This is a genomic window from Stappia sp. ES.058, assembly GCF_900105595.1.
Lineage (GTDB): Bacteria > Pseudomonadota > Alphaproteobacteria > Rhizobiales > Stappiaceae > Stappia.
The window spans coordinates 2,011,193-2,023,219 of the sequence record NZ_LT629784.1; the positions used below are offsets into that span (position 1 = coordinate 2,011,193).

Below are 12,027 nucleotides of genomic sequence, written 5' to 3' on the forward strand. Positions count from 1 at the left end.
GATGCTTCTTGTCGACGGCTTGCGCGCCGGCTACGGCGCGGTGGAGGTGCTGCGCGGCGTCTCCTTCGATCTGGCCAAGAGCGAGATCGTCGCCCTGCTCGGGTCCAACGGCGTCGGCAAGACCACGATTTCCTCCGTTCTCTCGGGCCTGATCCCGGCCTGGTCCGGCCGGGTCGTCTTCGACGGCGCCGAAATCCAGGGGCGCTCGCCGGGAGCGATCGTCGACCTCGGGCTGATCCATGTGCCGGAAGGCCGGCACATCTTCCCCAATCTGACCGCGCGCGAGAATCTGGAGCTTGGCGCCTACCGGCGCGGCAAGCCCAACCGCGCGCGCAACCTCGACCGCGTCATGGACACCTTTCCGCGTCTCAGGGAACGCGCAGGCCAAAAGGCCGGAACGCTCTCGGGCGGCGAACAGCAGATGCTCGCCATCGGACGCGGCATGATGGCCGAACCCCGCCTGCTCATCCTCGACGAACCCTCCATCGGCCTGTCGCCGCTTCTGGTGGAGGAAATGTTTTCGCTGATTGGCGCGCTCAACAAGGACGGCCTGCCGATCCTGCTCGTGGAACAGAACGTGCTGCAATCGCTGGAAATCGCCGACCGCGCCTTCGTGATGGAAAACGGCGAGATCCGCCTCTCCGGCCCGACCGCGACTCTGATGGACGATCCCGAACTGAAACGCTCCTACCTGGGGCTTGCCTGATGACCGAGACAACCGCCTCCCCCCGGCCGACAACGCTTGCGCAAAAGATCGTCGCCCTCGATCCCCTGCCCGACAATCTGCAGATGCGGCTCGCCGACGGCGCGCTGGCGCCGCATCCAACAAAGCGCTTTGCCAAGCAGCGCAACAAGGAGCAAGGCCAATGCGCCGAACACCGCCCCTGAAACAGCGGCTTGCCGAGCAGGACATCCTGCTGGCGCCCGGCGTTTATGACGCGCTGAGCGCGCTGATTGCCGAGCAGGCCGGCGCGGAGGTCGTCTATCTCTCCGGCGCCTCCATCGCCTACACCCGCTTCGGTCGCCCCGACATCGGGCTTGTGTCGATGAGCGAGGTCGCCGACACGCTGGCCGCGATCCGCGACCGCATCGCGCTGCCCATCGTCGTCGATGCCGACAACGGCTTCGGCAACGCGCTCAACGTGCAGCGTACCGTGCGCGTCTTCGAGCGCATGGGCGCCGACGCGCTGCAACTCGAGGACCAGACCAGCCCCAAGCGCTGCGGCCACCTGAGCGGCAAGTCGCTGATCTCCACCGGCGAGATGGCCGGCAAGATCCGCGCCGCGTGCGACGCGCGCACCGATGAAGCCATGCTGATCATCGCCCGCACCGACGCCATCGCCGTCGACGGGTTTGCGGCGGCGCTGGAGCGCGGCGAGGCCTATCTGGAGGCCGGCGCCGACATGCTCTTCATCGAGGCGCCGCAGTCGCTCGACGAGATCGGCGAGATCGTCAAACGCTTCGCCGGGCGCGTGCCGCTGATGGCCAACATGGTGGAAGGCGGCAAGACGCCCATCGTCGGCGCCGACGCGCTGCAGGACCTCGGCTTCAGCTTCGTGATCTTCCCCGGCGGCGTGGTGCGCGCCCTGGCTGCGACCGCGCGCGACTATTACGCCAATCTCGTCGCCAACGGCTCCAACGAGGCCTTCCGAAACCGCATGTTCGACTTCGCGGGCCTCAACGGCGTGATCGGCACCGACGACATGCTCGCGACCGGCAAGCGCTACGACACCGAAGGACCCTCGCGATGACCATAGACACCGTCACGCTCGCCATTCTCAAGGGCCGGCTGGAGCAGATCGCCGACGAGATGGACGCGACCCTCTTCCGCTCCGCCTTCAACCCGATCATCGCGGAAGCCCATGACGCCTCGCACGGGATCTACGACGCCACGACCGGCGAGACGCTGGTCCAGGGCAAGTCCGGCCTGCCGATCTTCGTCGGCGTCATGGCCTTCGCCGTGAAGGCGGTGATCGACAAGGCGACGACATCCGGCGGCATCCACGACGGCGACGTGTGGATCTTCAACGATCCTTACGACGGCGGCACACATCTCTCCGACTTCCGTCTGGTGAAGCCCGTGTTTCGCGATGGCAAGCTGTTCTGCTTTCTGGCGTCGGTCGGCCATTGGCACGACGTCGGCGGCAATGTGCCCGGCAACTACAATCCGGCCGCCACGGAATGCTTCCAGGAAGGCATGCTGATCCCGCCGGTCAAGCTCTACGACAAGGGCGAGTACCGCCAGGACGTGGTCGACATTCTTTCAGCCAACTCGCGCCTGCCGCTGTCGCTCTACGGCGATCTCAACGGCCAGATCAACGCGCTCGATCTCGGCACCAGGCGTATGGGCGAACTGCTCGACGACTATGGCGCACCGACCGTCGGCGACTGCCTGGTGGAGCTGAAAGCCCGCGCGGCCAAGCTGATGCGTGCGCAAATTTCCGCGCTACCGCAGGGCACCGTCTCGGCGGAGGATTGGCTCGACAATGACGGGATCGTCGACGAGCCGCTCAAGATCGCCCTCGACCTCACCATCGACGGCGAGACGATGGTGATGGATTTCTCCCGCTCCTCGCCCGCCTGCGCCGGGCCGGTCAACATCTCCCGCTCCACAACCATTGCCGCCTGCTACGTCGCGCTGAAGCACATCTTCGGCGATGTGCCGGCCAATGCAGGCGTGCTGGAGCCGGTGGAGTTCAGGATCGACGAGGCCTCGCTGCTTTCGGTCCGGGCGCCCAAGCCCGTCGGCGGCTACACCGAGACGATCCTGCGGCTGATCGACGTTGTATTCCAGGCGGTGGCGAAAATCGCGCCGGAGCCGGCGATGGCCTGCGCCTATGGCACGATCAACGCGCTGTCGCTCGCTGGCCACCGCGAAAACGGCAAGCGCTGGGTGATGTTTTCCTTCTTCGGCGGCGGCCACGGGGCGCATGCCGGCGGCGACGGACTCAACCACGGCAACGCGCCGATCTCCACCGCGACGATCCCGCCGCTGGAAATCCTGGAGGCCGCCTATCCCGTGCGCTTCACGCAATGGGCGCTTCGGCCCGATTCCGGCGGCCCGGGCGAAAAGCGCGGCGGCCTCGGCGCGATCTACGAGATCGAGCTTCTGGAAAAGCAGGCCGACGTCTTCCTCTTCGGCGAGCGCGGGCGTCACGCCCCGCCGGGCGTCGTCGGCGGCGCGGCCGGCGCGATGAACCGCTTTTCCTACGAGCAATCCGACGGCTGGCACCAGCCGCCGATGGCCTCCAAGATGGTCGGCATCAGCATCGACCGCGGCCAGCGCCTGAAGCTCGAAACACCCGGCGGCGGCGGTTACGGCACACCGTTTGCGCGCAATCCGCAGGCGGTCGCGCGCGACGTCGCGCTTGGCATCGTCAGCCCGGAGCATGCGGAAAGCGATTACGGCGTCGCGCTCGATTCTGAGGGCGGTGTCGACGCGAACCGGACAAAAACACTTCGTTCAAGGGAGGCCGCGCAATGAGCGGGCCGGCTTATGCAATCGGCGTCGATGTCGGCGGCACCTTCACCGACGTCTTCATTCTCGACGAGGCGGCGGGCCGCGTGACGACCGCGAAAGTGCCCTCGACGCGCGGCGACCAATCGCGCGGCTTCATCGAGGGCATCGCCTCCAAGGTCGCGGCCTTCGAAGACATTCGCACCGTGGTGCATGGCACCACGGTCGGCACCAACGCGCTTCTGGAACGCAAGGGCGCGCGCACCGGCATCATCACCACCGAGGGCTTTCGCGACGTTTTGGAAATGCGCCGCCGCGACCGTCCGACCACCTGGGGCCTGAAAGGCGCCTTCACGCCGCTTGTCGAGCGTCCCGACCGGGTGGAGGTTCGCGAACGCGTGCTCGCCGACGGTTCCGTGCTTGAGGCCGTCGACACGAAGGAAGTCGAGGCACGCGCCCGCGACCTCATGGAGGCCGGCTGCGACGCGGTCTGCGTCTTCTTCATCAACGGCTACGCCAACAGCGACAACGAACACCGCGCAGTCGAGGCGGTGCGCTCCGTCTGGCCGACGCCCTATGTGACGGCGGCGACCGAAATCCTGCCGGAGATCCGCGAGTTCGAGCGCCTGTCGACGGCAACCCTCAACGCCTATCTCCAGCCGGTGGTCTCCTCCTACCTCGACCGTCTCGAGACCGGCCTTCAGGACCAGGGCTTTTCCGGCGACATCCTGATCGTCCAGTCGAACGGCGGCGTGATGTCGATCGACACCGCCAAGCGCTACCCCGTGCGCACGGCGCTCTCCGGCCCCGCCGCCGGCGTGATCGCGGCAACGAAGATCGCGGAAGCGGCCGGCTTCGACAACATCATCACCTGCGACATGGGCGGCACCTCCTTCGACGTCTCGCTGGTCGCCGGCGGCGAGGCAGCCCTTGCCGCGCAGACGTCCATCGACTTCGGCATGGTCGTGCGTACGCCGATGATCGAGATCACCACCATCGGCGCCGGCGGCGGTTCGATTGCCACCGTGGACGCGGGCGGCCTGTTGCAGGTCGGCCCGGAATCGGCCGGCTCCGATCCGGGGCCCGTGGCTTACGGCCTCGGCAACACGCGCCCCACCGTGACCGATGCCAATCTGGTGCTCGGGCGCATCAACCCCGACCGGCCCATCGGCGGCAAGCTCGACCGGCTCGACATCGACGCCGCGCGCGCCGCCATCGAGAGCCACATCGCCACGCCGCTCGGGCTGACCATCGAGGATGCGGCCGAGGCGATCCTCAAGCTTGCCAATGCCAAGATGGCCGGGGCGATCCGTCTGGTGTCCATCGAGAAGGGCCATGACCCGGCGAAATTCGCGGCCATGCCCTTCGGCGGCGGCGGCGCGCTGCACACCGGCGCGCTGATCAAGGAAGTGGGACTTGCCTCCGCCCTCGTCCCGCGCTTTCCAGGCGTGACCTCCGCGCTTGGCTGCGTCGTCGCCGACATGCGCCACGACCGGGTGCAGACGGTCAACGGCATCCTGTCGGAGATCGACACGGTGGAGCTCGGCAAGGCGATCCTGCGCGACGCGCGCGAGACGGCCTCGGTGCTTGCCACCGCCGGCGTTTCGTTCTCCCGCGTCGACCGGGTAATCGAACTCGACATGCTCTATCTGGGCCAGACCCATACGGTGAGCGTGCCCATCGACGTGCCGGAAACCGGACTGACGGCCTCCGCCATCCGCGACGCCTTCGAGGCGGCCTATAGCGCCACCTTCGGGCGGCTTCTCAAGGGCATCCCGATGCGGGTGATGAACTACCGCATCGCGGTGATCGGCCGCCGGCCCGGCCTCGACATGACGCTGTTCGCGCCGGTGGACGGCAAGCCCGCCACAGACTGCCGGCTGGCGACCCGCTCGGTCTATGCCGACGGCAAGCATCATGTCGCCGGGGTCTATGAGCGCCTTGCGCTTGAAGTCGGCGCGACGATCGAGGGACCCGCCCTGCTGGAACAGCCCGACACGACGATCTTCGTCGATCCCGGGCTGACGGCGGAGGTCGACCGCTTCGGCAATCTCGTGATCGCACCGGCGGAGTAGGACATGCGCGTGATTGTGCAAACACAAGCGATTGAGCGTCAACACAGGGGGACAGGCAGCCTGCCCCGACCTGGCGGCTCACCCCCCTCTGCCCCCGACCGGGGGCATCTCCCCCTCAAGGGGGGAGAGGGGCGCGTGGGACAATGCGGAGTGTTGGATCGGCTGCGGGCGCCTCCCCGAGGCGGGTTCGATATCGCGAGTCCATCGAACCGGATCCACGCAACATGCCTCGCAGGGTCACGGAAGCGATCACCCCGCTCTCCCGTCTCCCCCCATGAGGGGGAGATGTCGGCATTTGCCGACAGAGGGGGGTATGGAGCCTCTCCGCGCGGACTGAGCTTTTGGGCCGGGTTCGTCACCCCCCTCTGTCCTCCTCGAGGGCATCTCCCCCGCAAGTGGAGAGAGAAAGGCTTGTCTCCCGTTCCACATCGCGCAGGAGCGCATCAGCTATGACAGTCCCCCTCTACCACCCGAGCCGGACGGCGCTTCTGATCGTCGACTTGCAAAACGACTTCCTGCATCCCGACGGCGCCTATGCGCGCGGCGGGCAGACCAGCGCGGAGATCGCGGCCGTGCCTGAACGCGTGCGCCCCGTTGCGGAAGCCCTGCGCAAGGCCGGCGGCTGGATCGTTTCCACACAGTTCACGCTGGTGCCCGGCAAGGGCGGCGAGCCCTTCATCTCGCCCCACCTCAAGCAGATGCGGCCGTTCCTCGGCAAGGGCGACTTCTGTCCCGGCCAATGGGGGCACCGGTTGGTCGACACGCTGCAACCCGCCGATCTCACCGTGGAAAAAGTCGCCTATTCCGCCTTCTACATGACGCGGATGGAATGGGTCCTGCGCAAGGCGGGGATCGAGACGCTGCTCGTCTGCGGCATCGTCACCAACGGCGGCGTCGCCTCCACCGTGCGCGATGCGCATGTGCGCGATTTTGCCACTGCGGTGCTTTCCGACGGCTGCGCCGCCTTCTCACGCGAAACGCATGACCGCGCCATTGGCGATCTCTCGACGGTCGCAACGACACTGACCTGCGCCGAGGCGCTCGGCGAACTCGCCAGGCGCTGATCATGAGCGTACCCGCCATCCGCCGCGCGCCGCCCGCGCGCCTTGACATCGAGACGCATGTGCTCGTCATCGGCGCCGGGGCCTGCGGATTGGTCGCAAGCCTTGCCGCGCATGACGACGGCGCCGAAGTCGTCGTGGTGGAGCGGGACGCCTCGCCGAGCGGGTCGACGTCGATGTCGTCCGGCTTCATCCCGGCACCCGCAACCGCCGCCCAGCGCGCCGCCGGCATCGCGGACGACGACGCATCTCGCTTCGAAGCGGACATCCAGGCAAAGGCGAAGGGCCGAGCGGTCCCCGAGCTGGCGCGTCTGGCCGCAAACGAGATCGGCCCGGCGCTCGACTGGCTGGCGGACGCACATGGACTTGAATGGGTCGTGTTGACCGACTTTCTCTATCCCGGCCACAGCCGCCACCGCATGCATGCGGTTCCCGAAAAGACCGGCACCGCACTCATGGCCCGGCTTTCGGCCGCCGTCGAGGCCTGTGACATTCCCGTCGTGACCGAGGCTTTGGCACGGGGTCTCTTTGTCGGCGATGACGATGCAATCCGGGCAGTCGAGATCGAGCGCCCGGACGGCAAGACGGAAATCATCGGCTGCAAGGCGCTGATCCTCGCCTGCAACGGCTATGGCGGAAATCCGGAACTCGTCGCGCGTCACATCCCGGAAATGGCCGACGCGCTCTATTATGGCCATGCCGGCAACACCGGAGACGCACTGCTCTGGGGCGATGCGCTCGGCGCGCGGACGCGGCATTTGACAGCCTATCAGGGGCACGGCTCGCTGGCGCATCCCCATGGCGTGCTCATCTCCTGGGCGCTGATGATGGAGGGCGCGGTGCAGGTGAACGCGGCCGGAGAGCGCTTTTCCAACGAACACGGCGGCTATTCGGAACAGGCCGTCGCCGTGCTCGCACAACCGGGCGGCATCGCCTGGAACATCTTCGACGCGCGCATTCACGCGTTCGCGCGCGCGGGCTTTCCCGATTACCGCGACGCAATGGAAGCCGGGGCGATCCGCGAGGGGGAAACCGTTGCGGATCTCGCCACCGCGACCGGCCTGCCCGAGGCTGCCCTTGCCGAAACGCTGGAGACCGTCGCCCGCTTCCAGTCTGGGGCTGAGGCCGATCCCTTCGGACGCGCCTTCACAGAGAGGCCAGCCCTCGCTGGCCCGTTCTACGCGGTGAAGGTGACGGGCGCGCTGTTTCACACCCAGGGCGGGCTGATGATCGACGCCACGGCCCGCGCCCTGCCCGCGAGCGGAGAACCGTTTCCCAACAATCTTTATGCTGCCGGCGGTGCGGCCTGCGGTGTGTCGGGACCGGATGTATCAGGCTATCTGTCGGGCAACGGCCTTTTGACCGCCATCGGTTTCGGTCGCATCGCGGGCCGCGAGGCGGCAAAAGGCGCGTGAAATGCAAAACGGCCGCCCCCCATGAGGATGCGGCCGTTGAAAATAAGCACCGGCATACGGTCGCAATCAGCCCTTCTGGGCGGCGACGATCATGATCTCGACCTTGTAATCCGGCGTGGCCAGGCGGGATTCGCCGCAGGCGCGCGCCGGGGTCCGTGTCTGGTCGACCCAGGCATCCCAGACCGCGTTCATTTCGGCGAAATCGTCCATCGAGGCCAGCCAGATCGTCGCGCTCAGGATGTGCGACTTGTCGGAGCCCGCATCGAACAGCAGCTTGTCGATCCTTGCGAGAATCTGCTGCGTCTGCATCGTGACGCTTTCCCCCGGCGCCCCGACCTGCCCGGCGAGCCACACCGTGCCGTTGTGAATAACGGCCTGGCTCATGCGCCGACCGAGTTCGAGGCGTTTGATATCCGACATTTGTTTGCGTTCCTTGAATTTGAAAGCGAAAGAAAACCAACCGGCTGCGCGGTCACACTCGTGCCAGCCGTCCCGGGTCTAGCGCGGAAACCACCGTCGCGCCAAGCGCCGGCTCGCGGCCAAGGCACATATCGGCGGCAAGCCGCGACAGCGCCGGCGCCGTCTGGATGCCGTAACCGCCCTGCCCTGCGAGCCAGAAGAAGCCCGGTGTTTCCGGCGCAAAACCCGCGACCGGCGTGCGGTCGGCCACGAAACTGCGCAGGCCCGCCCAGGTGCGTTCCACACGGGTCACCGGGACATTGGTCGCGGTCTCGAACCGGTAGAGGCCCTCCGCCATCACCATGTCGTCCGGCCAGGCGTCGTGCGGATCGACCGGGTCCTCGTCCGCCGGCGAGACCATCAGCTTGCCGGCCTCGGGCTTGGCGTACCAGCTTTCCGAGGCGCTCACCACCGCGGGCCAGCGCGACACGTCATGACCGTCGGGCGCCGGCAGGATCGCGGCGGAGCGGCGCATTGCCTGCATGCCGACCTTGGAGGCTCCGGCAAGACCCGCCACCTCATCCGCCCACGCGCCGGCGGCATTGATCAGGACGGATGCGTGATAGACCTCGCCGCCCGCTTCCACACGCCACGCATCGCCCTCGCGGCGAATGGAGGTCGCCGGGGCATTCTGCACCAGACGCGCACCGAGGCGCTTTGCGTGACGGGCGAAGGATTGCAGCAAGCGGTCGACATCGATGTCGCGTGCATCCGGCTCCATCGCCGCCTTGGCGATCAGCTCCTCGCGCAGGATCGGCACCATGCGCACAGCCTCGGCCGGGCTGATGACGTCCATGCCCTCGGCGCCAGCCAGATAGGCGTCGAGCGCATCGACCTCATCGGCCATCGCGATCACAAGCTCGCCGCGCGGCGACAGGAACCCGGTCTCGGCGAAGTCCCCGCCGCTGGCAAGCACCTGCTCGGACGCCGCGTTCAACGCCCGCAGCGTGGCGTTTCCATAGTTCTTGATGAAGATCGCCGCCGAACGGCCCGTGGAGTGACGGCCGAGCGCATCCTCCGTTTCCAGAACGGTGACGCTCGCACTGTCCGCCAGATGCGCGGCCACGCCGACGCCGGCGATACCGCCGCCGATGATCAGAAAGTCGCTGGACTGCATTATTCGCCCTTGAAGCCCGTGAGGAAGCTCGTGAGATTGTCGCCGAGCTGCGGCGCCAGGTATCCCCCTTCCTGCACCAGAACCGTCGGCAGGTCCATGCCGGCGATGGCTGCTCCCATGCGCGAAAATCCGGGAGTGGTGATCGCCAGCCCCTTCAGCGGATCGTTTTCGGACGCATCGAGGCCGAGCGCGACGATCAGCACGTCGGTCCCAAAGGCGCGGATATGCGCGAACGCCGTCTCCAGCGTTGTCAGGTAATCGTCATCGCCGGTGCCGCGCGCAAGCGGCAGGTTGAGGTTGCAGCCAAGCCCCGCGTCCTCGCCGCGCTCGTGGGCGTGCCCCCAGAAGAAGGGATAGAACCGGATCGGATCGGCGTGGATCGAGACCGTCAGCACGTCGGCGCGGTCATAGAAGATCCCTTGCGTGCCATTGCCGTGATGCACGTCGACGTCGAGGATCGCGGGCCTGAGGCCCTGCGCGCGCAAATGCTCTGCGGCGATGGCGGCATTGTTGAGGAAGCAGAAGCCGCCGGCGAGATCGCCGAAGGCGTGGTGTCCCGGCGGGCGGCACAGCGCATAGGCGCTGCGCTCCCCGCCGGTGACCAGATCGGTTGCCGTCAGCGCCGTTTGCGCCGACCAGTAGGCCGACTGCCAGGTGCCTTCGGCAATCGGGCATGCCGTGTCGGCCTGATGGAACCCTGCCTGGCCCACGGCGGAGCGCGGATAGCTTGCCGTGCGCCGGTCCGGATGGATGTTGGGGATCACCTCGTCGGAGGCATCCGTCATGCGCGACCAGCGGGTGTGGATCGTCTCCAGAAAGACCAGATATTCGGCCGAGTGAATGGCAGCGATCGGCCCCGCGCCATGGTCCTTCGGCGCGGAGAACGTGCAGCCGGCGGCAAGCGCGCCGCCCTGTAGCACCTCGATGCGCTTCGGCTGTTCGGGGTTTGCCGCCACCGTGCCGTTGGCCATGAAGTGTTTCGGGTCGTGGCGAGCCTGTCGGTCGTCGAGAATAGCTTTCATGTCGCATCCGTCAGTCGATAGAAGTCGGTCTTTGCGAGGCGCAATACGGTCTCGCGCGGGTCGTCGCGAAAGCCGAGCCGGTCGTAAAAGGCGGCGGCGCGCGGATTGTCGTCATAGACGGCGAGCTTGAGGAACCGCACGTCCCAGCTCTCTGGCGCCATCTCGGTGGCCGCGGCCAGCAGCCTGCGGCCGAGCCCCTGCCCGCGGGCGTCGTCCGACACCCACAGGTCGGACACATAGACCCCCGCCCCACCGTAGGTGGTGGAAAACACCGGCGAGCACAACAGCGCGCCACGCAGGTCGCCAGCATCCGTTTCCGCAATCAGGGCGGAAAACGCCGGCACATCGTTGAAGCCGTGACGCAAGAGCGCGCCGGCATCCGCCTCATGGGCGTCGCCGATGGTCTGCGACAACTCGGAAAGCGCCGCATTCAAACGCTCGGCATCCCCGGCGGTCGCGCGACGGATGGTTATGGTCTCAACGTTGTTCAAAGCGCCACCTTGTCCGCGCCCTTAAGCCCCAGCATCGCGCGCGCCTCGGCGGGCGTCGCGATCTCGCGCCCCATTTCCTCCAGGATCCTGCGGATCTTGCGCACCTGTTCGGCGTTGGAGGCGGCAAGCTCGCCGCGCCCGATATACAGGCTGTCCTCCAGCCCGACGCGGACATTGCCGCCCATCGCCGCCGAGATCGAGGCAAAGGGGATCTGCTGGCGTCCGGCGGCAAGCACCGAGAACATGTAGTCGTCGCCAAAGAGCTTGTCGGCCATCCGCTTCATGTGCATCAGGTTTTCAGGATCCGCGCCGATGCCGCCAAGCACGCCGAACACGAACTGGATGAAATACGGCGGCTTCACCAGTCCCCGGTCGGCGAAATGGCGCAGCATGTGCAGATGACCGACGTCGTAGCATTCGAACTCGAAGCGCGCGCCGCGCTCCGTACCGAGATCGTGGAGGATACGGGCGATGTCGCGCGGCGTGTTCTTGAAGACCAGGTCGTCGCTTTCCTCAAGGAAGGGCTTTTCCCAGTCGTGAAGCCAATTGTCGAAGCGCGCAGCCATAGGATAGAGCGCGAAATTCATCGACCCCATGTTGAGCGAGCACATCTCCGGCGCGATCCTGAGCGGCGCGGCGAGCCGGTCCTCCAGCGCCATGATGGCGCTGCCGCCGGTGGTGAGATTGAGAACCGCGTCGCAGCGCGTGCGGACCTCCGGCAGAAAACCCAGAAAATGCTCGGGCAGCGCCGAGGGATGCCCGGTTTCGGGATCGCGCGCATGCAGATGCAGGATCGCAGCACCCGCGTCCGCCGCCTCCACCGCCTGATCGGCGATATCCTGTGCGGTAACGGGCAGGTGCGGTGACATGGTCGGCGTGTGGATCGACCCGGTCACCGCGCAGGTGATGATGGCTTTTGTCATTGTGTAC

General features: G+C 66.9%; 12 protein-coding genes. 7 read left to right on the forward strand and 5 right to left on the reverse strand.

What is annotated here, in order from left to right; translation table 11 throughout:
• Window position 1 precedes the first annotated feature (1 nt).
• The 7 genes from BLU32_RS09260 to BLU32_RS09290 all read left to right on the forward strand — a co-directional run bounded on the left by BLU32_RS09260 (window position 2) and on the right by BLU32_RS09290 (window position 8,008).
• Window positions 2-706, forward strand: coding sequence for an ABC transporter ATP-binding protein (locus BLU32_RS09260; protein ID WP_093810811.1), 705 nt, complete (start codon window positions 2-4; stop codon window positions 704-706).
• Window positions 706-888 (forward strand): hypothetical protein, encoded by a 183-nt coding sequence (locus BLU32_RS09265; RefSeq protein ID WP_093806382.1) that lies wholly within the window; start codon window positions 706-708, stop codon window positions 886-888. Before BLU32_RS09260 ends, BLU32_RS09265 begins: the two co-directional genes overlap by 1 nt.
• On the forward strand, window positions 867-1,751 hold the full coding sequence (locus BLU32_RS09270) for an oxaloacetate decarboxylase (protein WP_093806384.1): 885 nt from the start codon (window positions 867-869) through the stop codon (window positions 1,749-1,751). The genes BLU32_RS09265 and BLU32_RS09270 overlap by 22 nt, the downstream gene beginning before the upstream one ends.
• Window positions 1,748-3,484, forward strand: a complete 1,737-nt coding sequence (locus BLU32_RS09275) for a hydantoinase B/oxoprolinase family protein (protein ID WP_093806386.1) — start codon at window positions 1,748-1,750, stop codon at window positions 3,482-3,484. The genes BLU32_RS09270 and BLU32_RS09275 overlap by 4 nt, the downstream gene beginning before the upstream one ends.
• Window positions 3,481-5,532 (forward strand): hydantoinase/oxoprolinase family protein, encoded by a 2,052-nt coding sequence (locus tag BLU32_RS09280; RefSeq protein ID WP_093806388.1) that lies wholly within the window; start codon window positions 3,481-3,483, stop codon window positions 5,530-5,532. The genes BLU32_RS09275 and BLU32_RS09280 overlap by 4 nt, the downstream gene beginning before the upstream one ends.
• Before the next feature lie 449 nt (window positions 5,533-5,981).
• Window positions 5,982-6,596, forward strand: coding sequence for a cysteine hydrolase (locus BLU32_RS09285; protein ID WP_093806390.1), 615 nt, complete (start codon window positions 5,982-5,984; stop codon window positions 6,594-6,596).
• Window positions 6,597-6,598: 2 nt separating this feature from the next.
• On the forward strand, window positions 6,599-8,008 hold the full coding sequence (locus BLU32_RS09290; protein WP_093806392.1) for an FAD-dependent oxidoreductase: 1,410 nt from the start codon (window positions 6,599-6,601) through the stop codon (window positions 8,006-8,008).
• Between the two features lie 66 nt (window positions 8,009-8,074).
• Here the strand turns inward: BLU32_RS09290 and BLU32_RS09295 are convergent, their stop codons facing one another.
• From BLU32_RS09295 to BLU32_RS09315, 5 genes are read right to left on the reverse strand one after another with little or no spacing between them, the layout of a single operon-like run.
• Window positions 8,075-8,428, reverse strand: coding sequence for a RidA family protein (locus tag BLU32_RS09295; protein ID WP_093806394.1), 354 nt, complete (start codon window positions 8,426-8,428; stop codon window positions 8,075-8,077).
• 52 nt (window positions 8,429-8,480) lie between these two features.
• Window positions 8,481-9,584, reverse strand: coding sequence for an FAD-binding oxidoreductase (locus BLU32_RS09300; protein WP_093806396.1), 1,104 nt, complete (start codon window positions 9,582-9,584; stop codon window positions 8,481-8,483).
• Entirely contained in the window at window positions 9,584-10,606 is a 1,023-nt protein-coding gene (locus BLU32_RS09305; RefSeq protein ID WP_093806398.1) for a histone deacetylase family protein, read from the reverse strand. The genes BLU32_RS09300 and BLU32_RS09305 overlap by 1 nt, the downstream gene beginning before the upstream one ends.
• Entirely contained in the window at window positions 10,603-11,097 is a 495-nt protein-coding gene (locus BLU32_RS09310; protein ID WP_093806400.1) for a GNAT family N-acetyltransferase, read from the reverse strand. The genes BLU32_RS09305 and BLU32_RS09310 overlap by 4 nt, the downstream gene beginning before the upstream one ends.
• Window positions 11,094-12,020 (reverse strand): 3-keto-5-aminohexanoate cleavage protein, encoded by a 927-nt coding sequence (locus BLU32_RS09315; protein WP_093806402.1) that lies wholly within the window; start codon window positions 12,018-12,020, stop codon window positions 11,094-11,096. Before BLU32_RS09315 ends, BLU32_RS09310 begins: the two co-directional genes overlap by 4 nt.
• Between the last annotated feature and the right edge of the window lie 7 nt (window positions 12,021-12,027).

Bases quoted from the DNA above. Each gene is read 5' to 3' on its own strand.
- BLU32_RS09280 (WP_093806388.1), top strand. From the start codon at position 3,481: ATGAGCGGGCCGGCTTATGCAATCGGCGTCGATGTCGGCGGCACCTTC.
- BLU32_RS09270 (WP_093806384.1), top strand. From the start codon at position 867: ATGCGCCGAACACCGCCCCTGAAACAGCGGCTTGCCGAGCAGGACATC.
- BLU32_RS09275 (WP_093806386.1), top strand. From the start codon at position 1,748: ATGACCATAGACACCGTCACGCTCGCCATTCTCAAGGGCCGGCTGGAG.
- BLU32_RS09290 (WP_093806392.1), top strand. From the start codon at position 6,599: ATGAGCGTACCCGCCATCCGCCGCGCGCCGCCCGCGCGCCTTGACATC.
- BLU32_RS09260 (WP_093810811.1), top strand. From the start codon at position 2: ATGCTTCTTGTCGACGGCTTGCGCGCCGGCTACGGCGCGGTGGAGGTG.
- BLU32_RS09285 (WP_093806390.1), top strand. From the start codon at position 5,982: ATGACAGTCCCCCTCTACCACCCGAGCCGGACGGCGCTTCTGATCGTC.
- BLU32_RS09315 (WP_093806402.1), bottom strand. From the start codon at position 12,020: ATGACAAAAGCCATCATCACCTGCGCGGTGACCGGGTCGATCCACACG.
- BLU32_RS09265 (WP_093806382.1), top strand. From the start codon at position 706: ATGACCGAGACAACCGCCTCCCCCCGGCCGACAACGCTTGCGCAAAAG.
- BLU32_RS09300 (WP_093806396.1), bottom strand. From the start codon at position 9,584: ATGCAGTCCAGCGACTTTCTGATCATCGGCGGCGGTATCGCCGGCGTC.
- BLU32_RS09295 (WP_093806394.1), bottom strand. From the start codon at position 8,428: ATGTCGGATATCAAACGCCTCGAACTCGGTCGGCGCATGAGCCAGGCC.
- BLU32_RS09305 (WP_093806398.1), bottom strand. From the start codon at position 10,606: ATGAAAGCTATTCTCGACGACCGACAGGCTCGCCACGACCCGAAACAC.